At 34.6% G+C, this 24,972-nt stretch carries 19 protein-coding genes; 11 read left to right on the forward strand and 8 right to left on the reverse strand.

Annotated features, from left to right (window positions below):
* From ABXQ82_RS17235 to ABXQ82_RS17255, 5 genes are all read left to right on the forward strand, one after another.
* On the forward strand, positions 1 to 690 hold the full coding sequence (locus ABXQ82_RS17235) for a hypothetical protein (protein WP_367062754.1): 690 nt from the start codon (positions 1 to 3) through the stop codon (positions 688 to 690).
* Positions 691 to 1,893 (forward strand): DUF4350 domain-containing protein, encoded by a 1,203-nt coding sequence (locus ABXQ82_RS17240; RefSeq protein WP_367062756.1) that lies wholly within the window; start codon positions 691 to 693, stop codon positions 1,891 to 1,893. It begins immediately after the preceding gene.
* Between the two features lie 2 nt (positions 1,894 to 1,895).
* Complete coding sequence (locus tag ABXQ82_RS17245) at positions 1,896 to 2,972, forward strand: MoxR family ATPase (RefSeq protein WP_367062758.1); 1,077 nt, start codon at positions 1,896 to 1,898, stop codon at positions 2,970 to 2,972.
* Positions 2,973 to 3,139: 167 nt separating this feature from the next.
* A complete protein-coding gene (locus tag ABXQ82_RS17250) occupies positions 3,140 to 4,471 on the forward strand; it encodes a DUF58 domain-containing protein (protein WP_367062760.1) in 1,332 nt (443 codons plus the stop codon).
* A 280-nt stretch (positions 4,472 to 4,751) separates the two neighbouring features.
* Complete coding sequence (locus ABXQ82_RS17255; RefSeq protein WP_367062762.1) at positions 4,752 to 5,690, forward strand: LysR substrate-binding domain-containing protein; 939 nt, start codon at positions 4,752 to 4,754, stop codon at positions 5,688 to 5,690.
* A 31-nt stretch (positions 5,691 to 5,721) separates the two neighbouring features.
* Here ABXQ82_RS17255 and ABXQ82_RS17260 read toward each other — a convergent pair whose 3' ends face one another.
* The 5 genes from ABXQ82_RS17260 to ABXQ82_RS17280 form a co-directional block, all read right to left on the reverse strand.
* Positions 5,722 to 5,919: a hypothetical protein gene (locus ABXQ82_RS17260; protein WP_367062764.1), complete on the reverse strand. Its 198-nt coding sequence runs from the start codon at positions 5,917 to 5,919 to the stop codon at positions 5,722 to 5,724.
* 220 nt (positions 5,920 to 6,139) lie between these two features.
* Positions 6,140 to 8,797, reverse strand: coding sequence for a T9SS type A sorting domain-containing protein (locus ABXQ82_RS17265; protein WP_367062766.1), 2,658 nt, complete (start codon positions 8,795 to 8,797; stop codon positions 6,140 to 6,142).
* Positions 8,798 to 8,983: 186 nt separating this feature from the next.
* Positions 8,984 to 10,564 carry a hypothetical protein gene (locus tag ABXQ82_RS17270; RefSeq protein WP_367062768.1) on the reverse strand — a complete coding sequence of 527 codons (1,581 nt, stop codon included), beginning with the start codon at positions 10,562 to 10,564 and terminating at the stop codon, positions 8,984 to 8,986.
* Positions 10,565 to 10,664: 100 nt separating this feature from the next.
* Complete coding sequence (locus ABXQ82_RS17275; protein ID WP_367062770.1) at positions 10,665 to 11,465, reverse strand: TIGR00266 family protein; 801 nt, start codon at positions 11,463 to 11,465, stop codon at positions 10,665 to 10,667.
* A 413-nt stretch (positions 11,466 to 11,878) separates the two neighbouring features.
* The gene (locus tag ABXQ82_RS17280; RefSeq protein ID WP_367062772.1) at positions 11,879 to 12,334 is read right to left on the reverse strand and encodes a DUF4442 domain-containing protein; all 456 of its coding nucleotides are present in this window, start codon (positions 12,332 to 12,334) and stop codon (positions 11,879 to 11,881) included.
* A 143-nt stretch (positions 12,335 to 12,477) separates the two neighbouring features.
* On the opposite strand from ABXQ82_RS17280, the gene ABXQ82_RS17285 reads away from it, so the two are divergent.
* The 6 genes from ABXQ82_RS17285 to ABXQ82_RS17310 all read left to right on the forward strand — a co-directional run bounded on the left by ABXQ82_RS17285 (position 12,478) and on the right by ABXQ82_RS17310 (position 19,136).
* Entirely contained in the window at positions 12,478 to 12,924 is a 447-nt protein-coding gene (locus tag ABXQ82_RS17285; protein WP_367062774.1) for a DUF4870 domain-containing protein, read from the forward strand.
* A gap of 270 nt (positions 12,925 to 13,194) precedes the next feature.
* On the forward strand, positions 13,195 to 13,536 hold the full coding sequence (locus tag ABXQ82_RS17290) for a PadR family transcriptional regulator (RefSeq protein WP_367062776.1): 342 nt from the start codon (positions 13,195 to 13,197) through the stop codon (positions 13,534 to 13,536).
* On the forward strand, positions 13,533 to 15,326 hold the full coding sequence (locus ABXQ82_RS17295; RefSeq protein WP_367062778.1) for a PspC domain-containing protein: 1,794 nt from the start codon (positions 13,533 to 13,535) through the stop codon (positions 15,324 to 15,326). Before ABXQ82_RS17290 ends, ABXQ82_RS17295 begins: the two co-directional genes overlap by 4 nt.
* Before the next feature lie 129 nt (positions 15,327 to 15,455).
* Positions 15,456 to 16,184 (forward strand): head GIN domain-containing protein, encoded by a 729-nt coding sequence (locus ABXQ82_RS17300; protein WP_367062780.1) that lies wholly within the window; start codon positions 15,456 to 15,458, stop codon positions 16,182 to 16,184.
* 819 nt (positions 16,185 to 17,003) lie between these two features.
* Positions 17,004 to 17,840, forward strand: a complete 837-nt coding sequence (locus ABXQ82_RS17305; RefSeq protein WP_367062782.1) for a DUF2807 domain-containing protein — start codon at positions 17,004 to 17,006, stop codon at positions 17,838 to 17,840.
* 132 nt (positions 17,841 to 17,972) lie between these two features.
* Positions 17,973 to 19,136 carry a DUF6786 family protein gene (locus ABXQ82_RS17310; protein ID WP_367062784.1) on the forward strand — a complete coding sequence of 388 codons (1,164 nt, stop codon included), beginning with the start codon at positions 17,973 to 17,975 and terminating at the stop codon, positions 19,134 to 19,136.
* A gap of 118 nt (positions 19,137 to 19,254) precedes the next feature.
* On the opposite strand, the gene ABXQ82_RS17315 is transcribed toward ABXQ82_RS17310, so the two are convergent.
* The 3 genes from ABXQ82_RS17315 to ABXQ82_RS17325 form a co-directional block, all read right to left on the reverse strand.
* The gene (locus ABXQ82_RS17315; protein WP_367062786.1) at positions 19,255 to 21,381 is read right to left on the reverse strand and encodes a glycoside hydrolase family 9 protein; all 2,127 of its coding nucleotides are present in this window, start codon (positions 21,379 to 21,381) and stop codon (positions 19,255 to 19,257) included.
* A 168-nt stretch (positions 21,382 to 21,549) separates the two neighbouring features.
* Positions 21,550 to 23,835 (reverse strand): fasciclin domain-containing protein, encoded by a 2,286-nt coding sequence (locus ABXQ82_RS17320; protein ID WP_367062788.1) that lies wholly within the window; start codon positions 23,833 to 23,835, stop codon positions 21,550 to 21,552.
* A 50-nt stretch (positions 23,836 to 23,885) separates the two neighbouring features.
* Positions 23,886 to 24,971, reverse strand: coding sequence for a hypothetical protein (locus ABXQ82_RS17325; protein ID WP_367062790.1), 1,086 nt, complete (start codon positions 24,969 to 24,971; stop codon positions 23,886 to 23,888).
* Position 24,972 lies beyond the last annotated feature (1 nt).

The following is a 24,972-nucleotide window of genomic DNA, read 5'->3' on the forward strand; positions in this document are numbered from 1 at the left end:
ATGGTTATAATAAGCTATCATCAAACTGTTTTTGGAGTTACCGTACTTCAAGATTATGAAGTGAACCGTGTTTTCGATTCTGATTTTAAGGAACGTTATTCAAGTGAAAAATATAATTATGAAGGCAAAAAAGTAGTGGGCAAAACACGTTCTGGCTCTGGTAAATATGAAGACTACAACAAAGGAAAAGTAAAAACTAAAGAAAAAAACGATTCTGAAGAAACCATTATAGACCTAGGTGCTTTCGGATGGTTATTTTATCTCATATTAATTCTAGCCGTTGGATATTTAGCATATATTTTATTAAACGAAGGTGTTACAGGTTTTTTCACGTCAAACAAAAATAAAAGCATCCAACGTTTTGATGATATTACCGCTGAAAATATTGAACATGCCGATATTCACGCACTTATAATACAAGCCGAAAACGAGAATGATTACAGATTGGCCATTCGCTATTATTATCTTCTGGTTTTAAAAACATTAAGCATAAAAAACCATATAAAATTTGAAGATGATAAAACCAATGCAGAGTATTTAAATGAACTCAATGAAAAACCGTTTAGTAAGTCATTTTCATATGTATCCTATCTTTACAACTATATTTGGTATGGTAAATTCGACTTAGACGAATCGCAATATTCCAAAGCGAAAGACAATTTTACAACGCTTTTAAATCAGGTAAAATAAATGAAGAAAACTTTACCTATTATTGTTATCGTTGTGCTCATCATTATTGCAGCCTTGTCTATCAGTATTAAACGCACCAAAACCATAGATTGGGAAGAATCTTTTAACGAAAAAAGCAACAAACCTTATGGTGTGAGTGTGCTTTACAAGGAATTGCCCAATCTTTTTGAAGGCTTTAAATTAAGAACCGTTTACCATCAACCGTCCAGTTATTTAACCGCAAATTCTGAATTTGGTTATGGCGACCATGAGGCAAAAGGCAACTATGTCATCATCGGAAATTCAAATTATCTAACAGACTTTTCCGTAGAAAAACTTTTGAATTTTGTAAACAAAGGGAACACGCTTTTTATTTCTGATTATTACTATGCACAGGCAATTCATGACACATTAGGTATTGACATTGATTTTGAATACAATCCGAAAAAAGACAGTATTTCAAATCTTTCTTTTGAAAATAAAAGTTTTAATGAAAGTACCATCGATAAAAATGAAGGCGATTATTATTTCTCCAGTTTCGACAGTATTAATTACAGCATTTTAGGATATTCTAAAACAGATAAAAAACGAGTTAATTTTATTGAAGCGCCTTTCGGAAAAGGAAAAATTCTATTGCATACCGAACCTAAAGCGTTTACAAATTATAATATCTTAAAGGAAGACCGCTATCGCTATGTAGAAGGTGTGTTCTCATATTTACCAGACGATGATGTCTATTTTGATTCTTATGTAAAAAAGCAATCGGCTTATGGCGATGCCGAAGAAAAATCTAATCTCAGTTGGTTTTTGGAGCAATTATCCTTTAGATGGGCATGGTACACCGCTTTAATTTTCACGCTCCTGTTTATGGTTTTTAATGCAAAACGACGACAACGGGTTATTAGAATTATAAAACCTTTGCAGAATACAACCTTGGCTTTTGTAAAAACCATATCGAATTTATATATCGAAACCGAAGATTATAAAAACATTATTGATAAAAAAATAACGTATTTTTTAGAAAAAATTAGAACCGATTTTAATTTGGACACTTCTACTCTTAATGACGATTTTATAGCGAAATTAGCAGGAAAGGCAGGCCGTAAAAAGGAAGATGTAAAACAATTAATAAATTATATAACCTGGTTGCGCACCAAAAATGAGTTTTTTGAGGAAAACCTCATCAAACTAAACAGACATATAGAAGCTTTTTATAAAAATTAATTATGGACGAACAGAACCAAGAACAAGACCACCAAGAGTTTTTGCCAAAACCAGAACAAGATGTAGTAACATCTATTGATGATAGCCTTTTGAAAGATGAATCGAAAGATCTGGAATTTAAAAACAGACTGGATTTATCTGAATTACAGCAATGTGTGGCTCAAATAAAAGCTGAAGTCGGCAAAGTTATTGTAGGACAAAAAGATATGGTTGACATGTTGATTGCCTCTCTCCTAGCAAAAGGCCATTCGCTTATTGAAGGTGTTCCAGGGGTTGCAAAAACGGTAACTGCAAAATTGTTGGCAAAATCGTTGAGTGTGGAGTTTAGCAGAATTCAATTCACGCCAGACTTGATGCCAAGTGATATTTTAGGAACTTCTGTTTTCAACTTGAAAAATTCAGAATTTGAATTTAAAAAAGGGCCTATTTTCTCAAATATGATTTTAATAGATGAAATAAATAGATCGCCTGCAAAAACACAAGCAGCTTTATTTGAAGTGATGGAAGAACAGCAAATCACTATCGATGGACATAAGTACAAACTCGATGCACCATTTATGGTTTTGGCAACGCAAAACCCTATTGAGCAAGAAGGCACATACCGTTTGCCAGAAGCGCAATTAGACCGTTTTTTATTCAAAATCGATGTTGATTATCCGAATCTTGAAGAAGAAATAGAAATATTATCTCGCGAACATGAATTGAAGGCTACAACTAAAATGGAAAAAATCACGTCGTTTTTAACGGCCAAACAAATTGAAAACTATCAAGTTTTGGTAAGTCAGGTGATTGTTGAAAAGCATTTGTTAAAATACATCGCTGAATTGATTGTGGCGACAAGAAGCAATCGCTTTTTATATTTAGGTGCATCTCCAAGAGCTTCAATTTCAGTATTAAAAGCTAGTAAAGCTTTTGCAGCTATGAGTGGTCGGGATTTTGTAACCCCAGAAGATATTAAACGTGCCGTAACTCCTGTATTGCATCACAGAGTGATTGTAACGCCAGAACGCGAAATGGAAGGTGTAACGAGTAAACAGATTATTCAGCAGATTATTGAGACTGTTGAGATACCGAGGTAAAATGAGTTTTCAGTCGCAGTCACAGTAAAAAAATATCACAGAGATGCACAGAGGTTTCACAGAGATACACAAAGAAAAAATGAGTTTTAAAAAATTCTCTGTGAATCTCTGCGTTTTCTCAGCGAATCTCAGCGTAACTCCTAAACCCCTAAACCCCTAAACAAACATTGAAATTCCTTAAACCATTCTACATACAACCCCGCTTTTTCTACGCAGGTATCGGCATTGTGATATTATTTGCGTTAAGTTATTTTATTCCGTTGTTATTTAATATTGCCCAATTGTCCATTTTGGTTTTGGTTCTGCTCTTCTTTCTAGATATTCTAATCATATTTATTGGAAAACAAAAAATTGAAGCCAGCCGAATTGTGCCTGAAAAATTTTCAAATGGAGATAAAAATCAAATTGAAATCAATATTAAAAACAACTATCCTTTTATAAGTCATTTAGAAATTATTGATGAAGTTCCAGAGCAATTTCAAATTCGAGATTTTAAAATAAAGGAATCTGTTAATCCACGGCAAACAAGAGCAATTCTCTACAATTTAACACCAAAAGAACGTGGTGAATACCACTTCGGAAGTTTAAATATTTATGCGTCCTCAGCTTTAAAACTGGTTTCAAAACGATTTACGTTCGATGCAGATGTGATGGTGCCCACCTACCCTAGTTTTAAACAACTTAAAAAATTTGAACTTTTAAACATCAACAAAAACGCTATGGAATATGGCCTAAAAAAAGTACGCCGTTTAGGACATACCATGGAGTTTGAGCAAATCAAGGATTATGTTTTAGGCGATGATTTACGCACCATAAACTGGAAAGCCACGGCAAAGAAAAACCAGTTAATGGTCAATCAGTTTCAAGATGAAAAGTCGCAACCTGTATATTCTATAATTGACAAGGGTCGGATTATGAAAATGCCATTTAACGGTTTAAGCCTGTTGGATTATGCCATTAATGCAACTTTGGTGATCAGTAATGTGGTATTGAAAAAACAGGATAAAGCTGGTATGCTAACGTTTTCTAAAAAAATTGAGGATATCGTGGTTGCCGAACGACGAAGTGGACAAATGCGACTAATTTTAGAAGCCTTATATAACGTAAATACTGATTATTACGAAAGCGATTTTGGCAGACTTTACGCCAACATTAAAAGACACATCACACATAGAAGCTTACTATTAATGTACACCAATTTTGGAACTTTAGATGCATTAAACCGACAATTGCCTTATCTAAAAGCCATTGCCAAAAGTCATTTATTGGTCGTTATTTTCTTTAAAAACACAGAACTTGACAAACTCATAAACAACAAAGCTGAAACCGTGCAGCAGGTTTACGATAAGGTTATTGCCGAAAAATTCGATTTCGAAAAACGATTAATTGTAAACGAACTTAAAAAATTCGGTATCTACTCCATTCTCACTACACCAGAGCATTTAACCGTAGATACTATAAATAAGTATTTGGAGATAAAGGCCAGAGGGTTGCTTTGATAGTTTTCAGTCGCAGTCTCAGTCTCAGTATACAGTAACTTCCGCCCTCCCAAAAACTTCCGTCTTTTTTTGTCATACGTCTTATGTCTTTTTGTCTTTTTTTTGTCTTACGTCTTATGTCTTTTTGTCTTTTTTTTGTCTTACGTCTTATGTCATTTTTAGCCTTATGTCTTTCGTCATTTTTCAACCTCTTGTCTAAAAAGAAAAACTTATAATAAACAGCAATATCCATAAATTTTATTGATAGTTTTTATATTTTTACACCCTGAATATTTCACTTATGACCATTACCCAATTATACTATGTTTTAGCGGTTGCAGAACACCAAAATTTCACTAAAGCTGCAGAAAAGTGTTTTGTGACTCAGCCTACGCTGAGTATGCAAATTCAAAAGCTGGAAGATCAACTTGATATCTTAATTTTTGATAGGAGTAAAAAGCCTATTGAGTTAACAGATGTGGGGAGAAAAATAGTGACACAAGCAAAGAACATCGTTAATGAATCCAATAGAATTCAAGATATTGTAGATCAACAAAAAGGATTTATTGGTGGGGAATTTAAATTAGGGATTATCCCAACAGTAATGCCAACATTGCTCCCTATGTTTTTAAAGACTTTCATAAAAAAACATCCAAAAATTAAATTAAAAATTGAAGAGCTGACAACGGAAGAAATTATTTATCGTATTAACGAAGGCCATTTAGACGCTGCCATTGCTGCTACACCCCTTCAAAATGAAACCATAAAAGAGCGTGTGCTTTATTTTGAACCTTTTGTGGGCTACATTCCAAAAGGGCACAAGCTACACACCAAAGAAAAAATTAAAGCAGATGAATTAGCCATTGAAGATATGCTGCTTTTAGAAGATGGCCATTGTTTTAGAGATGGTGTTTTAAACTTATGTAAGGCATTTAAAAACCACGAAAATGATGCCTTTCAATTAGAAAGCGGAAGCATCGAAACTTTGATAAAATTATCTAATGAAGGTTTAGGAATGACATTGCTGCCGTATTTACATACATTGGATTTGAATAATAAAGCTAAAGAAAATTTACGTTATTTTGAAGAACCGTCTCCCGCTAGAGAGGTAAGCATCATCTATCATAAGAGCGAATTAAAAATGCAGATTATTGAAGCGATGCAAACGGTAATTTCGGGAATTATTAGAGGTGCTATCAAATTTCAGGATGTGAAAATCATTAGTCCGTTACCACAGTAAATTAAAAAAGCGACCTGTTGGTCGCTTTAGTTTATGCTTTTAAATAAATTAAACATTGATTTAATTCTGGGTTTTGCCGCACAAGAGAATGAATAAAAATTTTAAGCTCTTCAATCTCGTAAGGCAATAATCTTTGTAATGCCTTTTGTACTTCTTTGCAAAACAACGATGTGTCAAAACTAACTTTATTAAGCACAGTTTTGGTGTACTCTAGCATTGCTCTTGCCATGGTTTTTGTTAAGGTTTTAGATTTAAATAAATAGTAAATTTTTTGGGTAATTAATGTATTTGTTATTAACCATAAAATTAATCAAAAATTACATTCAATTTGAATTTTAGCAGGACTTTAACATAAAATGAACAAGCAGAAAAACAGGTTTTAAGTATCCATAATAACAAGAGCCTCAACATAATTGAGGCTCTTCACGTATTTATTGCTATTAATCTTCTTATTTAACAATCACTTTTTGAGTGTACATTTTATCTTGACCAATCATTCTTAGAATATATGTCCCAGCTGATTTGTCTTTTAAAGAGATAACAGAATTTGAAACATCTAAAGTACCTTTAAGTACACGTTCACCCAGTAAATTATATAAATAGTATTCATAAATAGTATCAGTATCAACTAGTTTTACATTTAAAACACCATTAGACACCGGGTTAGGGTATAAAACTGGGGCTTTAGCATCTGAAACAGATACTTCATGTTTTGAAAGTGTTTGAGAACTTAAGTCTGTTTGCCAACTTCCTCTACCATATGTTGCCGCTCTCAGTTTTCCCGTAGTAGGTGTTGGATAAAATATCTCTAAATCTTGAACAGCGCAATTTGGCAAATTAGTTAAAAACGGCACCGCAGAAGCCGTTGAATTGTCTATGGCATACACCCCTAAATCTGCACCTATATAAACTTCATCGTTTGCATTATTCTTTCTATAAACAATGGTGTTCATTGGGATATTAGGAAGTCCCGCAGATACATTTGTCCAACTAGCACCTCCATCAGAAGTCTTATATACTTTTTCCCCAGCAGCATATCCTGAAAACACCACCCAAACTTTATCTTCATCCGTATTTGAAACCGCTAAGTTTTTTAATTTAGCCGAAGCAACTGGCAACCCACTTGTAATATCGGTCCAAGTAGATCCAGAATTTGTAGATTTTGAGATTATATTATCCTTAATTACATAGATATAGGTGTTATCGCTAGGTGCTACTTCAAATCTTAAAATATTTTTTGCAGCAGGACTTGGAGGAGTTGCTCCTGTTTTACTATGAGTAACCGTAAGATTTCCAGCAAACAAATCTGTAGTAACATATAAATCTGGGCGTCCTCCAACATAAACTTTATTAACATCTACTGGGTCTTGATGAATTGGGCTAAACCATTCTCCAGACGGTAATGCTGGAGACCATGGAATATCTAGAGGGTATGTTGCACCTCCATCGGCCGTATAAAAGAACGCTCCATTGGTAGTAGAGGACACAATTTTCATATCGTCGGTTCTATGAATAAAACCATCCTCACCATCACCGCCGCTTAATACCGACCAAGCAGCTGTCTTAGATTTTAAAGAGCCTATATCTTGTAATCCAGCAAAGAAAAAATCTTCACTAACTGTAGATAATGCAATATTTGTTTGTTGACCTACGGAGATATTTCCTGTAATATCGGTCCAAGTTGCACCATCATCGGTGGTTTTAGAGATACCTCCATCACAGGTGGAAAAAAATGTGGTACTGCTCCCTGGCAAATAAGCAATATATTGAATATCTGCATGAATATATGGCTCTGGTTCACTATTCTCTCCTGGATAAGCTGGATTAGCGCCTAACCAATAAGTAATACGTGTCCAGTTGACTCCACCATCTGTAGATTGCCATTGATTTATCCCACCAATAGTTATTTTATCCTTATTTACAGGCGAAACAGCTATGGCAAGATCATGAAATGCTTGACCACCCACAGAAGCTGACGTTGGAGCCGCACTAGTATGTAATATATTTGGCGTAGTTGCTGTTGATTGCTCAGTAAAAGTTAGCCCACTATCGGTTGAACGATAAAACCCCTCAAAACCTTGGTCGCTACTTTTTCCAATAATGGCATATACATAATCTGAATCTGCTGAAGTAACAGCTAATTCAATTCTCTCAACGGTACTAGGGCTTGGTAAATCCAATGAACTATTCGTAGTCCAAGTTGCCCCACCATCAGTTGAATTATAGATTTCCTTCCCAGCAGCATAAACAATTGATGAGCTTGAAGGCTTATATTTAATATCGCTTAAACTATTATAAATAGTTTGAGTTTGTACGGTAGTCCATCCATCAATTGTTCTAAATACACCACCATCGGTACTTACCATCATAATTAGTGGGTTATTTGGATCCATAACAATTTTTGATATTTTATAATTGTCGGTAGCAGACCATACCAATCCTGTAGTATTCCAATTTGCACCACCATCAGTAGTTTTTAATACCCCAATACTTCTTCTATCACTTTCTCTGTCGCCCGTAGCTAAGTACATGATATCACTATTTGTAGGATGTATCACTAAACCAGAACACCCTATTATGGGTAAATAATCTGAGTTTGTAGTCCAAGACGTTCCACCGTTGGTTGTTTTCCATAGGCCGCCATCTGGAGCACCTACATACATTGTAGTAGATGGGTTTTGAGGATCAAAGGTGACAAAATTTATGCGCCCTGAACCAGCATCATACCCTGATGCTACTGACCCTTGGTTTAAAGTTACCCAGTTTGATGTGGCCAAGGTTGTTTTCATTTTACTATTGGCATTTTTGGATAATTTTTCGTTATATTTTTTTTGCCATTCAAGAAAGTTTGGATACGTATGGGATGGTAATGTCATATCTCCTGATGGATACACCTTATCAGCTATTTGGTTTTCCCAACGTTTAAAGATTTTATAACCCTGTCCCTTTTCTGGTGTTTTACTTTCCCAGTATTTGTCAAATTTTGCTTGAACATCATAGTAGGTTTCATTTTTACTTGTTCCCATTTTAGTCCAACTTTTATCGTTTTGTCCAAAGGATAAAATTGAAAAGAATGCGGTTAATACGATTGCGTAGCGTTTTCTCATTTTCATAGTGAATTAATTGATTTAAATAAATTGATCTTATGTTCTACAGTATGTAGATTCTGTAAGACATTAACATTTGTTAACACAAATATCTCAAACCATTTAATACACTAATAATAATTAACCACACACCTACTACACATACTTAAGATTATATGTGATTTTAACTTTTAAAGAGAATTTTTTTTAACTATTAAATTCTTGATCAAGAAATTCCTGTAAGGTCAATTGGTTGTCTTGAAGATATAATTTCTTTCTAATACGGTAGCGTCTTCCTTCAATAGCGCGTGTAGTCGTTTTTAAAAATACGGCCATTTCCTTGCTTTTAAAACCAGCAAACATATAGTAACATATTAAAATTTCGGAGTCATTTAATTGCGGGTATTTATTTTTAATTCTTGTAAAAAAATCAATATTCAGTTCGTTTACCAATTTCAGATGGTCTTCATTTTTATCTAAAAGTACGGATGCGTTCAAATGTAAATTTTTATATAATTCTTTTATTTTTTTGCGTTGTTCGGGACTTTCACCATTGGATGAAATAGTTTTAATTTCCTTTTTTATATCGCTTATATAGTCTTCCAAACCGTGTACCTTCACCTTTAGCTTTTCATGACTTGATTTTAAATAAGAGTATTCCTCATTGCTTTTTTCAAAATCACTAGCTGTTTTTTTTGAGCGTCGATACTTTAAGATATAGAACGTTGACACCACTATTAAAACAATAAATAGCACAATTATCCATAATTTGTTTTTTCTTTTTTGGTTTCGTGCAAGACTTAATTCAGATTCAGATTCCATCAGCTTATTACCAATAAGCAAACTTGCATCCATTGTCTTTTTTAAGACCTGTTCCTCAAAAATTCTTAAAGAATCTATATATTTATTTTTAGACTCATAATCTTTCTTATACTTAAAATAGTCAATATACAGGTTGTAGAAGTTTCTTTTGTCATTATCGTTCATGGCGCTTTTAACGCCTTCAGATTTAGATAAATAAAAGAACGTAGAATCGATTGCTTTTTTTTCAAAGTGAAATCTCCCCAATTCCCCATAAATAGTTGCTAGATGATTGACATGATTCAAGGGCGTCTTATTAGAAAAATCTTTTAAGGCCTTTAAAGCTTTAAAATGTTTATGTGCAGTTTGCAAACTATCTAAATATATATGATTCTCAGTTAATAGAAACAAAGCATACATATGATAATAAACATCATCTTCAATGCGTTTATAATCGTCTAAATGATTTAGAATTATTTCGTTACTCCTTTTATAATCGTGATTTTTTTGGGCATCTAACGCTTCCATTTGGGTCACTTCTGCAAAGCCCTTCTTATTATTACTAAGCTTATAAAACGTTTTGGCTTTATCTAAATATTTATAGGAGCCAGTGTCTTTTTTTACGATATAAGAACTATAAAAAAGTTCTAAAGAAGCCCATCCTGCCAAGTCATAATTCTTTTCTAACTCAGCATATTTTAATGCTAATACTGTATTTTGAAACTGTTTAGACTCTTCATTATTGTCATTATTTATTAAAACTCTTAATTCATAATAACAGGCAAGATGTCCCTTGACATTTTCACTTAAAGGTTCGGGAATTGAATCTAAATAGCGTACTGCAATTTTGGGGTTTTCGTCTATGGTATTGCTTGCGGAATCTATGTATTTTAAATACTTTCCTTGATGACCATTTTGAGAAATAGCCTGTATGCAAAAAGATAGCGTAATTAATAATAGAAACTTATGTAATGATTTTAGATTCAAAAGCAGCTAGGTTATTAACATTTGTTAATTGGTTGAATGCAAAAGTAAAAAAAGGTCATGTTTTAAACATAACCTTTTCTTTCTTTTTGGTATTTAAATTTTAAAATCTATTATCCCCATCCAATAAATCGCCTAAACCACCGAGAATACTACCTTCTCCTTTGTCCTTTCCGCCACCTCTGGGTGCTGATGCCAATACACGACCTGCCAATCTGCTAAATGGTAAAGATTGAATATAAACCGTTCCGGGGCCTTGAAGTTTCGCAAAGAATAGACCTTCTCCGCCAAACACCGTGTTTTTAATACCGCCTACAAACTCGATGTCGTAATCTACGGTGTGATCAAAACCTACGATGCAACCTGTATCTACTTTTAAGGTTTCGCCCGCTTTTAGTTCTTTCATAGCCATGGTGCCTCCTGCATGCACAAATGCCATGCCGTCACCTTCCAGTTTTTGCATGATGAAGCCTTCGCCTCCAAAAAGTCCGCGACCTAATTTTTTAGAGAACTCAATACCAACGCTTACACCTTTTGCTGCACAAAGGAATGCATCTTTTTGGCAGATGAATTTACCGCCAAAACGGGTTAAATCTATGGGGATAATTTTCCCTGGATATGGGGAAGCGAATGATACGTTGCGTTTTCCCGTTAGGGTATTGTAAAAAGCTGTCATAAATAAACTTTCTCCGGTAAGGATGCGCTTTCCCGCGCCTAAAATTTTACCCAGAAAGCCAGAATCTTTTCCGGAGCCGTCTCCAAAAATGGTTTCCATTTTTATACCATCGTCCATCATCATAAAGCTTCCTGCTTCGGCTACAACGCCTTCTTGTGGGTCGAGTTCTATTTCTACGTATTGCATTTCTTCGCCGTAAATACGGTAGTCTATTTCGTGTGCTGTCATTTTAAAAAAAGTTTATTTGTTTAAAGGTTTAACTGTTTATAAGTTGGCTTACTTTGAGTTTTGTTACAAATTAAAAACGAAATTCCAATTTTCAAACACTAAATTCCAAAAAAAACTTATTTCGCTGAGTTTCGCGGAGTTTTCTCAGAAACAAAAAAAAATTTCTCGCCAAGTCGTGAAGGCACTAAGAATGACGTGACTTAATGTTTACTGTGACTGTTTACGTCTAACTTTTCTTAATTAAAGATAACTTTACAAATCTAAAGGCCGGCAGGCAGGGGCGCTAAGGCGCAAAGTTTGACGTGAATTACTGTTTACCGCGGCTGAGACTGCCTACTGCATACTGCCAACTGCGACTAGATAGTACATTTTTTTAATCCCATACACTCCTTCGGTCTTCTGTCTTCGGTCTTCTAACCTTTTACCTTCACACTCCATTCAAAATTAAAAGTTGAAACTTCTATACCTTCTTCATTCGTACCTGTGGATTGCATCCAGAACGTTTGACCTTCTCCAGTTTCAATAGCTTTTTTTATAGCTTCATCTATAAGACTTCCATCTTTGCACACAAACGTTATTTTACCCGTAGCTTTTTTAATAAACGTACTATTATTTGACGCTACAAGCATAGAAATACGCAGGTTACTTTCTTGGATTTTTGCCATAACCAAAGCCCCTGTAGATAATTCCGCTGCCATTCCCTGAACCACCCAATACATCGATTTAAAAGGGTTTTGATTGATCCATCTATGTTTTACTGTTACTATGCATTTTTCATGATCTATATATTTTGCCCTTACCCCACATAAATAAGCCGAGGGTATTTTAAACATATTAAATGCATTTATTTTACTGGGAGTCATCAACATAAACTATTATATTTTTCACTAAGTTATGAAATAATTTCATAGTCATAAATGTTAAAATTATGTTAATTTTTAGTACTATGCGTAACAAAGTACCTTCTTTTAGACATATATTTGCATAAGAAACTATTATATGTTTTAATATCATGTTAGATAACCATCAAAAAAACATCGCAACTTTTATTCATTTATCAACCTTTAGTCGGTTTTTTATTCCCTTGGGTAATTTTATCGGGCCGTTGATATTATGGACTGCCAATAAGGATAAATCGGAATTTGTGGACCAACACGGGAAACAAGCTTTAAATTTCCAGATAAGCATGTTGCTTTATGCTGTTATTTTAGGCACGTTGGCTGTTCCCTTTTTTATTTTCAAACTAATAGGGAGTTTTGATTTTATAGATTTTAATGGATTGCATGATTTTCATATCTCGCTCGACAAGCCTTCTCCTCTACTTTACATTGGTGGTAGTTTGGGAGTTCTAGCTGTTATTGCTTTTATTATAGAGTTGGCGCTAATTGTTGTGGCGAGTTTAAAGGCGAGGGATGGTCAATTGTATAAATATCCGTTTACCATTAATTTTTTAAAATAGCGTTTATAACACACCCCTGACTCCCCTCTTTTTAGAGGGGAAACTGATAGCTTAAAAAAGAAAAAAGATTATGAAAGTATATTAAATAACGGGCAGGCGCCCAAATAATAATTTAGAATAAAAATTTCATCAATAATCATCACATGAAAACGAACAGTTTCACAACATTAAACGAATGACACTATGAAATGAGCAACTCAAAAAAAACAATGTTTAATTTAGAGTTTAATGCGAATTACATTTGACTTCTAAAAAAATTTAAATCAACAAATGAAAATAGAAAACACAAAAGCACAAATGCGTAAAGGCGTATTGGAATTCTGCATACTCTCGGTCTTAAAGGACGATGATGCGTATGTTGCAGAAATTTTGAGTACGCTAAAAGACGCGAAGTTGCTCGTGGTTGAAGGGACGATTTACCCGCTATTAACACGACTTAAAAATGCTGGACTTTTAAATTACAGATGGGAAGAATCAACCTCTGGGCCTCCAAGAAAATACTACGGTTTAACCGAAACGGGGAAACTGTTCTTAAAGGAATTAGACACTACTTGGAGCGAATTACACAACGCAGTAACCTTAGTAACAAGCCAAAAAACAACAAAAAAATGAATAAAACAGTCAACATAAATTTAGCAGGTATATTTTTTCATATAGATGAAGATGCGTACTTAAAATTGCAACGCTATCTTGAGGCTATAAAACGTTCATTTACAGACTCTCAAGGTCGCTCTGAAATTATCGCTGATATTGAAGCACGAATTGCCGAACTTTTTAACGAGCGCGTACAAAACGATAAGCAAGTCATTAGAATTAAAGAAGTGGACGAAGTAATTACCATAATGGGGCAGCCCGAGGATTACTTGGTAGATGAGGAGATTTTTGAGGACGAACCTCAGCCTACTTCTTACTCGCGAAAATCTTCGACTTCCAAAAAATTGTATAGAGATACGGATAACTCCTATATTGGAGGGGTTTCGTCTGGATTATCACATTACTTTGGGGTTGATGTGATTTGGATTCGATTGGCTTGGATACTGCTGGTCGCAGGTGCTGGTACTGGCATTTTACTTTATATTTTACTTTGGATTTTAGTCCCTGAAGCCACAACTACTGCCGAAAAAATAATGATGACGGGAGAGCCCGTGAACATTAGTAACATCGAAAAAAAAATCAAGGATGGTTTTGATTCTGTAACCGAAACTGTTGGTGATGTTGCAAAAAACGTTACAGATTCTGTTTCGAATGCCGCAAAAAAAGTAGATGTAAAAAAGGGGGCGAATTCTATAAAATCTACTTCTAGAAGTTTTTTTGATACGCTTGGGGATATTATCATGTTCTTCTTTAAGGTGTTCGCCAAATTCATTGGTGTTTTACTGATTTTTATTGGTGCTGTAACTTTAATAGCATTGGCTATAAGCCTATTATCATTAGGCGCAATAGACATCATACATATTCCCGGAGCAGACATGTTTGATGTTTTTAACTCAAGCGGCACACCTATTTGGCTCGTATCAATTTTAACATTTTTCGCTGTTGGGATTCCCTTCTTTTTCCTATTCTATTTAGGACTGAAAATTTTGATCAACAATTTAAAATCTATTGGAAATATTGCAAAGTTCTCTTTATTAGGTTTATGGCTTATTTCTATTATTGCTTTAGTGGTTATTGGCATTAGACAAGCTAGTGAGCATGCTTTTGATGAAAGCTATATTGTAAAAACTGAATTGCCTATTGTTGCAACAGACACCTTGTATATCAAAATGGTGAGCAACGATAATTTTAGTTCTAATTTCCACAACAGAAAACACGATTTTAAAATTGCCCATGATGAAAATGGTCATAAGATTATATACTCTCCAGATATAGATATTATTGTAAAATCCACGTCAGATTCTATTGCAAGAATTTCCATTGAAAAAAGTGCAGATGGCAGAAATTATGAAACGGCTATTGAACGTGCAAAAAACATTAATTATGAATTTGAGCTTAAAAACAGCACCTTGCTTTTAGATGCTTATTTGACCACAGATCCCGAAAACAAGTTTAGCGATCAGGATGTTGATGTTATCCTCTACCTCCCTGAAAACACAGTAATAAATTTCAATAAAAACACGAAACACTATTTACATTATAGAACTTTTAGCGGCACTAATACCTCCTCTGGAAAGACCAATCGTTATTTTAAAGTTACCGAAGATGGTTTGGAGTGTCTGGATTGTGAGGAAGATGAATTTGAAGTAAACGTTGATACCGATGGTGTTAAAATAAACGAAGAAGGAATTGAAATTAAAGATGATGAAAACAGCGTAAAAATAAACAGGGACGGTGTAAAGGTAGAAGCCGAGGATGTAAAAGTTGATATTAATTCCAATGGCATCAACATAAAATCAGATAGTTAACGATTCATCATTAAAAAACGACAATTCAGAAGTACAAGTTATTAATCAACAGGGTTTTAAAATACATTTGAACAACTATTAATCATAAGTGCTGAACTTGTTTCAGTATCAATCAAAAAACGAACAATCATGACAACACTAATCAAAATCATTATCGCATCCATTTTAAGTTTAATGCTTTTTTCCTGTAATTTCGATATGAATTGGAATTCTGGCGTTAAAGGCAACAGAAATGTAGTGGAAGAAACAAGAACCGTTAACGCACCTTTTTCAAATATTAAAGCAACTGAAGGACTGAGCGTTTACTTAACACAAAGCAATAACGAACGTATTACTGTAGAAGCCGACGAAAACCTTCAAGAACTTATTATAGTAGAAGTTATAGACGGAACTTTAAAAATCCATACTAAAGAAAACATTGGGAGAGCTGCTTCCAAAAAAATAAACGTTAGCTTTAAATCCATTACTGGAATTACATCAACAAGTGGTAGTAGCGTACGTTCAACAAATACAATTTCCGCAGAAAAGTTAGATTTAAAATCAACTAGCGGAAGTAATATGAAAGTAGCTATTGATGCCATTGATTTAAAATGTGAATCCACAAGCGGTAGCAGCCTAAAAGTATCTGGAAAAGCGCAATATTTATCTGCTAAAGCAACCAGCGGTAGTAACATCAAAGCTGGGGATTTAATTGCGGAATCTTCCGAAGTAAAAGCAACAAGTGGTGCTAATATAACGGTAAATACCTCTAAGGAATTAATAGCTAAAGCAACTAGTGGTGGCGGTATCAAGTACTACGGCAATCCAGAAAAAGTAGATGAGGATAAAAGCTCTGGTGGGAGTATAAGGAGTCATTAAGCCAAAATTTCACAGAGTTTCGCAGAGTTTCCACAGAGGTACGCAGAGAATATAGGCTTCTTAAGATACCAAAGAAATGAAAAGTCCATTGTTTAAGACACGGATTTCACAGATTTGCACGGATTAAAATTGACACAACTAAAAACAGCGACTTAGAATCAAAACTAAAATTTCAAAGAAAGAGTAAAAATAATTAAAGCAAAACATTTCACAGAGTTTCGCAGAGTTTCCACAGAGGTACGCAGAGAATATAGGCTTCTTAAGATACCAAAGAAATGAAAAGTCCATTGTTTTTTAAGACACGGATTTCACAGATTTGCACGGATTAAAATTGACACAACTAAAAACAGCGACTTAGAATCAAAACTAAAATTTCAAAGAAAGAGTAAAAATAATTAAAGCAAAACATTTCACAGAGTCTCGCAGAGTTTCCACAGAGGTACGCAGAGAATATAGGCTTCTTAAGATACCAAAGAAATGAAAAGTCTATCTTTTTTTTAATACACGGATTTCACAGATTTGCACGGATTAAAATTATAGTATTAAAAATTCGACTAAAACTACGACTGAGACTGTGACTGTGACTGTGACTGCGACTGCGACTGCGACTGTGACTGAAAACTGTGACTGCGACTGCGTACTATTGTGACCGTGACTGCTTACTATTCAAACTCACATTACCACCATCTCAAAACTTAAAAGTTTGGGATGGTTTTTGTTTATATTTGTTTGAAAATATTTGACGTGTTTAAGTGACTTATAACCCACTAAGTGTGTCAAAATTATAGCCAGCCTCGTTATAAATTAATCCATATTAAAATGAAAAAGTTACTTATAATTTTGCTTTTTGGTCTATTTATAACCAAATATAGCAATGCCCAAAACCCTGAAAAGATTAAGGGAAATAGATTAGTTTCAATTGTAAATACTGAAATCGATGCGTTTCACACTATTGCTTTAGATGAAGATTTTGAAATAGATATTATATACAACAAAATACCTTCCGTAGAAATTGAAACGGATGAGAATTTACATGAAGTGATAGACTTTATGGTAAGGGATAGTGTATTATATTTCAATAAACTTAAAAAAATCACTTCAAAGAAAAGGTTGAATATTAAAGTGAATTATAATGATTTTTTACAGCACATTCAGACGACAGATGATGCTGAAATAAAAGGACTAACACCTTTGGATTTATATTACGCCACATTAAAAACCAGCGGATCGTCAAAAGCAGCCCTGACCATAAAAGCAGATTATTTTAATTTTGAAGGTGCTGATAAATCTAAAGTAAAACTCAATATTACTGCCGATACCTGTACGGTTAGCATGCGAGGCAGCAGTAAGCTTGAAGCTTTGATTAATGCTCCTAAATTTGAAGGTGCATTAGACGAAAGAAGCAATGCTGAAATTGAAGGTAATTGTGATACGGCAACATTAGAACTAGACAACAATGCTCAATTTGAGGGCAAAAACTTTACCATAAATAACTGTGAGGTTACCTGTAATATTTCTAGTGATGCCTATTTGGAGGTTGTGAAAACCATTACTATCGATGCTACTGGAACTAGTGCTGTTTATTTATATGAAAATCCGCAAATAACGATTAATTCAATGACGGATACTACCAAGCTACAGAAGAAGGTCAAGTAATTCTAATAAATCAAAAAGGGCCATAATATAAACTGTGAAAGTTGTTTTTGTTTAATTTTCGTAAATTGAAATTGTATATTTATTGAGTTAACTACCTATTCCTCTTCAATGAAACTAAAGTTCTACACAGTCTTGACCCTAATCCTTATTCTACTTGTAAATTGTAAAGAATCTACTGAAAAAGATATGCAATCAGAAAATTTTCAGTCAGTTGTCAAAAGACTCTCAGTAATCGAAGATTTACAGATTTTGCAATATAAAAATTCAGCTATTGCCGTTTCGGGAGCTTATCAAGGCAAAGTTTTTACAAGTACCGCAAATGGTTTAGATGGTAAATCTTATGGTTATATAAATTGGAAACTATTTGATGATAACACTTATGAAACAACGATGTCTAAACTAGGAGGCGAGAGCAGAATGTGGTTTGGACCAGAGTTTGGCGAATATTCAATTTTCTTTGACAAAGGCGTAGAAAGAGATGTTGAGAACATGAAAATTTCTCCTGAATTAAATTCGAGAAAATTTGAACTTATTGAACAAGATTCGCTTTCAATCGTTTATGGTTCTGATATGAACATTAGAAATACTTACGGAACTATTTTTAATATCAATGCAAAACGAAAACTTTCGCTTTTAACACAACCGCAAATAGAAAGTGATTTGGGGATTACATTGCATGACAACATGGCCTATGTTGGGTTTTCTGCTGAAACAACTATAAAAAATTTAGGAGAACCTTGGAAAAAAGAAAATGGTCTTCTCTGTATTTGGGATTTGGGCTGTATGTTAACAAGTCCAGATAATCGCGTTATTATTCCTTTAAGAAAAAATACCGACGCGCTTACAGGTTACTTCACTCCTGTTACTTCTGATAGATTATTGATTAAAGACACTATTGCATTTTACAAAGCTGATGCTATGGGATTAAATAAAATTGGTGTGAAATCTCAGTTATCCAAAAATATGATGGGAAGCTATTCACAAAAAAACAACCAGTTAAATATTATAAAATTTACTTTCGAAAATGATGCGCTCTATGTCAATTCCTTACCCGAAAACAGGTCTCCATATGATGGTGATGTTACCAATATTTTTAATGGCGAAGTGAATGAAGCTTTAGACAGAAATTGGCCTTTTTATGAATTTGAATCGTCTTCCAGTGCTAAAGAACTGGATACAGATGAAACACTATACCACAAACATACCACCTATCATTTTGAAGGCTCGTTCGATGATTTAAATAGGATCAGCAAAAAAGTATTGGGTGTAGATTTGAGTAACATTCCGAAATTCTGAATTAAGAAATACTTGGATTTCACAATAATGAAAGCAAATATATAATTGATTCTGAATACTTTAAAATGTTCAGCGTAGGACGCTCGATGGTTGTTCTTAAAGCTGAATTAAAATAATTCTATTGCTTGACAATTTTTATCGTTTGATGTTTTTCTTTTGAAGTTATTTCAACAAAATAAATACCTGGATTAGTGAGGCTTTTTCCAAGAACAAGTTCTCCCTCCGAACTTCCAGAAGTTAAAATTTGACCAGTTATAGTGTAAACTTCAAAATTAAAAGGTGCATCTGCTTTAAAATTGATTTCATTTTTGAATGGATTAGGATAGTATTCAATTGAATTTCTGTTAAATTCAGCAACAGATAAAGAACCCGTTACGTCAACGAATTGAGATAATAATTTAATATATGCCATTTGATAACCACAACTGTTTTCTGTGACCTCCCATGAATTCATTGGCCAACTTGTATTAAATTGGTCGTAGGATTTTTGTTTTGGCTGATTCATTATTCTATCCCTTTGAGTTATATCACACACAAATCCACTACATCCTGAAGGGCAGCATACATCCCAATTATAATTTGGGTTTGGCCCACCAACCAAGTACCCTGGAGCAGGTCCATAAAGGTCGTTTAGCACATTATCCCAATCGGTACCATCAGCAAACCAAGCGTGGTAAAACTCATCAACAGAATTCTCGGCACCATAATCATACATGTTTGATAAGTAACATAGATTTAATGGATTAACCCCGTGTATATAATGAATATATCGTTCAGCAGCTCTTAAGGCATCAGCATTATTCGCTGGATTAATAGTATAGTTCACATAATCTGTAAACATCAATCCTTTTCTGTTTTTTGTGCCGTTACTTCCCCAAACATAAGCATCTAAATGTGCCATATATGGATCTTCTTCATTATTAAACGCAGTAAAATTATTGGTGGAATTCATCGCTGTAGCATAAGTACTTTTAATATCTGACGCTACAGATGAAGTCGCATTGGGAAGCGAAGCATAATACAATAACGCTTCTTGATTTTCTTGTTCAAACGGATAGGCAAAATTCCAGAGCATCAAGTGGATATCTTGATAATTATTGTCTATAACTATTTTATAAACAGCATCTCCAGTAAGACCAAATAAATGAATAGCGGCTCGCATTTTATGGGCAAAACGACCATAAGCATCTGTTTCCTGTTGCCCTGCTCCAATACCGACAGAATTATATGCAACACTATTATTTTCCCAAATTACGTTAGGATTAGCCTCTGCCCAAGTCCATGCATCTAAAGCACTTTGTTGAAGCGTATTACCGTATGAAGTGTTTCCAAGTTCAGCAAACAATTTTGAACCATAAGCATAAGCAGTTGCTGCTGCTAAAGTTGAAGTTGTATTTACACCTCCATATAAACTTTGACCAGTTGCTGATGATGGTGGAGACGCACCAGACAAACTTACCACACTTATTAATGAACCATCAGGTTCTTGAAGTTTTAATAAATGGTCTAATCCCCACTTGATTTCATCTATAATATCAGGAGTTCCGTTTCCAGAATAGGGTAAATTATAATCATCGCCCCACGCATTGGGGTTTTGGTTATAAGCGCTTATCATATCTATAATGTATGCACATGTCCAAGGTGTATATTTATTGTAATCACCTGCATCATACCAACCGCCACTTAGATCTCTTTCCGAAGACGCATCATTTGGCGTATCAAATTTTCTGCATTGTGTGTCCTGTAATGCGTCTAAATGACTCGCACCATCTGCCCATTTTGCGCCAGCATATTGGGCATCTTTAGCAAACCCTGCCCTTTGGTAAAAAAAGGTGCGGACGGCATGTTTTAAAACGTCTTCGTAAACATTATCATTGATGACGAAATCAAACGATTTTAAATTTTGATTGATGTCTAAAACATAATACGTTCCAGAGACTTCATAAGATGAAAAATCAAACCACCAAGTTCTGTCTCCTGAAGACGTATCTTCCGTTCCGGATTTAAACGAAGTTAGGTTAGCAGTAAATACTTGTGTATTACTAGTCGCGTCAACAAGCGCATAAGTGTTACTCGGAAAAAATGATTCTGAAGCATCAAAACCTGTTAAAGGATCTCGAATTACAGCTATTTTTTCGGATGCTGTTCGGTATCCAAATTGATCTACAACAATATATTTTGAAACTGTTTGGGCCAGAGTTTTTAAAGAAAATAAAATTATAATGTATGGAAAGTAGGTCTTCATTTTTTTTGGGTTTAACTAAAAGTATGAAATTAAATTAATGATTAACAGTTATTTAAGGGCTTTTCGATGAACTTCCTGTTTTTATAAAAAAAATTCCCTGTACAAAAATTGTACAGGGAATAAAACTAACTATTTAATAAACTAACTCAATAAAAATAGTGTCTTAGACTAATCAAAGCCAATATCGTCAAAAAAGGCAACCACATTGTTTCCGCCAATCTCCTGTATTACAAGTTGTGTAAAAGTAGTTGTACCATAAAGTACATCTGCCAATGGCACTGTATAATGGTTCCATTCTCCTGCCGTTGGATTGATAATATAGCCATCCCATTGCTCGTTAAGTACCAATTTAAACGTTGTGGCATCATCACAATAAATAGAGAACTTAACTACGGCATACCCTGATAAATCAATATTTGTACCTCCCAATTGGAAGCCTGAATCTGCTGCCATTACATTTTCAATAGAGAACAGACCCGTACTAGGGTTGGATGTACTATCAAAAACGGGTGCTGTCCAACCGCCTATCCAGCCAGCATTTAGGTTGTTTTCGGTATATACTTCGTAAGCAAACGTTGGTATTGGCGACTCATAAGTCACATCAAGTCCAATTTCGTCCATATAAAGTGTATTGGCCGTTAAGCTTGCGTCTCTAATTACGAATTGGTCTAAAACTGTTGTACCATTTGCAATATTTGCTATCGGAATGGTAACGTTTGTCCATTCTCCTGCTGGGATATTAACGGTTTGTCCGCTACCCCATTGCTCATTTAAAATGAATGTTACAGATGTACCGTTTTCAGAATAGAAAGCAGCATTTACTGTAGAAAACTGTGTTAAATCCGCCCCTGAACCTCCAATTTGGAAGCCATCATCACCAGCGTAATCTACACGTATGGAATATACGCCAGATTTAACTTGCTCTGTATTTGCAAAGTCTGGAGTTGTCCAACCGCCAATCCAAAAGTCTGTATTTAAAGCATCGTCATAAATTTCATAACCATATACCGCTGCTCCAGATGGAGGTAACGGATATCCTAAAGCTACAGCATCATCATCAGACACCAATACATTATCTATTTCGTGAATGACACCATTAAGCGCACCGATATTAGAATTAACTATGGCCGCTGCAGGCGCGTTTTCATGGGAAGGCACAAAGCTCATTGCGCCATCATCAAATGTAAAACTATCGCCTTGTAATGTTTCAATGCTCATTCCAGGCGTTAAACCACTAGCTAATAAAGTACCTGAAGACAAATGATATTCTACTAATCGCTGTAATAATTCTATTTCCTCAGGCGTATCAAAATCATCTAAACTATCAAAGTTGTTGATGGTTAAAAAGAATGTGGTAAATGCACCATTACTAGGCGCAAATGCCGTTAATTGATCTGTGGATACTTGAGAGGTCAACCCTGCTTTTTCAATGGCAGCAGTAAATGTTGTAAACTCTTTATCATTACTTCTTTCTACAATATTTAATGTTTTATCCAAAATAGACTGGAAAACCGTATTAGGCAACAACACCTTATCTACACCATGGATAACACCATTTATAGCCTGTATATCCGTTAAATTTATTGCGGCATCGGTGTAACTGGTATCATCAATAGACCCATCATCGCCTATTGAAAAACCTTCACCTTGAACTGTAGTTTGTGTAGTGCCAAGTGCATCTGCCGAAACTAAATTAGCACCGGAAACAACATGATATTGCAATACTTCAGTTAAGGTATCCACCGGAATATCATCTAAAGTTGTCCACCCAAAAGCGGCTTCTACATCCATCATAAATTTTTCGAATGCTGCATTATTTGGCGCAAGAACAGTAAAAAGATCGGTACCGTTTAGTGTATCAACTAAATCTGCTTTTGTTAGAGCCGCTGCTAAACTTGAATACTCTGGATTTGCCAAAACATGATCGACTAAAGTTGGAGGCAGTAATACATTATCTACAACATGTACAATACCATTTGTAGCACCCATATCTGAAGCACTATCAATTAACATGCCCATACCGTTAATGGTTATATCTTCCGAGGCTTCGGTATAAACACTTAAATTAATCCCGTCAGGACCTTTAGCAAGTGTTCTTAAATATCCTGAAGACAAGGTAGAAGCAAAATCGGGTGTTGTTGTACTTAACACATGGTTTAATAACACATTTGATAATTCCTCAGCTGATAAGGAAGATATATCCACACTACTAAAAGCCGTATTATTAGGCGCAAAAACAGTATATGTGGTTGTGCTTTTTAAGGTTTCTGTTAAGCTAGCAGTTTCTAGGGCAGTTGCCAATGTTGATAATTCTGCGGTCTCTGAAACTATTTCAGATATATTTTTCGGATTCAAACTTAATTGTTTGTCTAGTACATTATCATCATTGTTACATGATGTAAAAGCGAATGTAGCTATCAACAATAGGTTGCATAAAATTTTAGATGATTTCATTAATAGATGTTTTTAATATTCGTTAAATCTTAATAGTTAATGTTCTAGGTTTACAGAAACCCAAAATCATCTACATAGAATATATATTGCGCCATACCAGTTCCAGAAGATTCTTGAAAATCCATTCTAGTAATAGTTTCTGGCAGTCCTCCGTTAGGATAAAAATCGGTAAACGGAATCACAAATTTTGTCCATTCCCCAGGCACAAGAGTTAAAGTTACTTGTGCATTAAAATCGTTTAATGCTAAATTCACACTATCGCCAGGTGCTCCTGTGCCATAAATTGAAACTGTTATAGATTTATAATCTTTAACTTCTATAGTTGCATTTTCAGGCAAAAATGTTAAACCAGACCATCCTTCTCTTAAACTTTTTATTGAAAAATCTCCTAAAGCCACTTCATTTGAAGCTAACTCATGCGTACCTCCCCATTCTGAAGTTACCCAATCGGCATTTAAGGCATCAATATAAATGGAGTAGTTAAATCCGTAAGATTCTGATTTGGCAATAGCACCTCTAGATGTAGCGAGAAAAATAAAAGCCTGTTCTATTCCTGCAGGAACTTCAGCTTGCACTTCACTTTCAGATATTATCGTAAAAGTTGCAGGAAGTTCTACCAGGTTTCCATTTTCTTCTGAACCACTCACAAAAGTAACTGATGATGTTTCGGAGAAATCGCCACCCATTAAGTTCACTACTTTTTTTCCGTTAGCTGTACCTTCAGTAAAATCGGTTATCGTTAAAAGCGAAAAATCATAGTCAACACTACCAAAAAGATTTTCAACAGTCATCTTATTGTTTTGTCCTAATACAGGGGCATCTTCAGGTATTTGTACAAATGCCACATTATCTTGCAAAAGCGCAGGATTAAAAGGTGCCTTAAACCCGTTAAAATAAACGGCTACTAAAGAGGCTAAATTTTCACCTCTAATAATATATACATTATCTAAAACGCCTTGAGTTACAGCTTTATCTTCCTTAGCCTCACTTACACTCTTAATAACTGGAGGAACGCTGTTAAAGTTGTCTCTTGGCTCATTAAATTCACTTTCACATGATGAAAATGAAAATAATACCATTATAAACACACCGCATAAATAGCGATAGTTGCTCATTAAATTAAGTTGTTTTTTCATA

The organism is Algibacter sp. 2305UL17-15, assembly GCF_040720935.1.
Lineage (GTDB): Bacteria > Bacteroidota > Bacteroidia > Flavobacteriales > Flavobacteriaceae > Jejuia.

Bases quoted from the DNA above. Each gene is read 5' to 3' on its own strand.
- ABXQ82_RS17235 (WP_367062754.1), top strand. From the start codon at position 1: ATGGTTATAATAAGCTATCATCAAACTGTTTTTGGAGTTACCGTACTT.
- ABXQ82_RS17240 (WP_367062756.1), top strand. From the start codon at position 691: ATGAAGAAAACTTTACCTATTATTGTTATCGTTGTGCTCATCATTATT.
- ABXQ82_RS17245 (WP_367062758.1), top strand. From the start codon at position 1,896: ATGGACGAACAGAACCAAGAACAAGACCACCAAGAGTTTTTGCCAAAA.
- ABXQ82_RS17255 (WP_367062762.1), top strand. From the start codon at position 4,752: ATGACCATTACCCAATTATACTATGTTTTAGCGGTTGCAGAACACCAA.
- ABXQ82_RS17260 (WP_367062764.1), bottom strand. From the start codon at position 5,919: ATGGCAAGAGCAATGCTAGAGTACACCAAAACTGTGCTTAATAAAGTT.
- ABXQ82_RS17265 (WP_367062766.1), bottom strand. From the start codon at position 8,797: ATGAGAAAACGCTACGCAATCGTATTAACCGCATTCTTTTCAATTTTA.
- ABXQ82_RS17275 (WP_367062770.1), bottom strand. From the start codon at position 11,465: ATGACAGCACACGAAATAGACTACCGTATTTACGGCGAAGAAATGCAA.
- ABXQ82_RS17280 (WP_367062772.1), bottom strand. From the start codon at position 12,334: ATGTTGATGACTCCCAGTAAAATAAATGCATTTAATATGTTTAAAATA.
- ABXQ82_RS17285 (WP_367062774.1), top strand. From the start codon at position 12,478: ATGTTAGATAACCATCAAAAAAACATCGCAACTTTTATTCATTTATCA.
- ABXQ82_RS17290 (WP_367062776.1), top strand. From the start codon at position 13,195: ATGAAAATAGAAAACACAAAAGCACAAATGCGTAAAGGCGTATTGGAA.
- ABXQ82_RS17295 (WP_367062778.1), top strand. From the start codon at position 13,533: ATGAATAAAACAGTCAACATAAATTTAGCAGGTATATTTTTTCATATA.
- ABXQ82_RS17300 (WP_367062780.1), top strand. From the start codon at position 15,456: ATGACAACACTAATCAAAATCATTATCGCATCCATTTTAAGTTTAATG.
- ABXQ82_RS17305 (WP_367062782.1), top strand. From the start codon at position 17,004: ATGAAAAAGTTACTTATAATTTTGCTTTTTGGTCTATTTATAACCAAA.
- ABXQ82_RS17315 (WP_367062786.1), bottom strand. From the start codon at position 21,381: ATGAAGACCTACTTTCCATACATTATAATTTTATTTTCTTTAAAAACT.
- ABXQ82_RS17320 (WP_367062788.1), bottom strand. From the start codon at position 23,835: ATGAAATCATCTAAAATTTTATGCAACCTATTGTTGATAGCTACATTC.
- ABXQ82_RS17325 (WP_367062790.1), bottom strand. From the start codon at position 24,971: ATGAAAAAACAACTTAATTTAATGAGCAACTATCGCTATTTATGCGGT.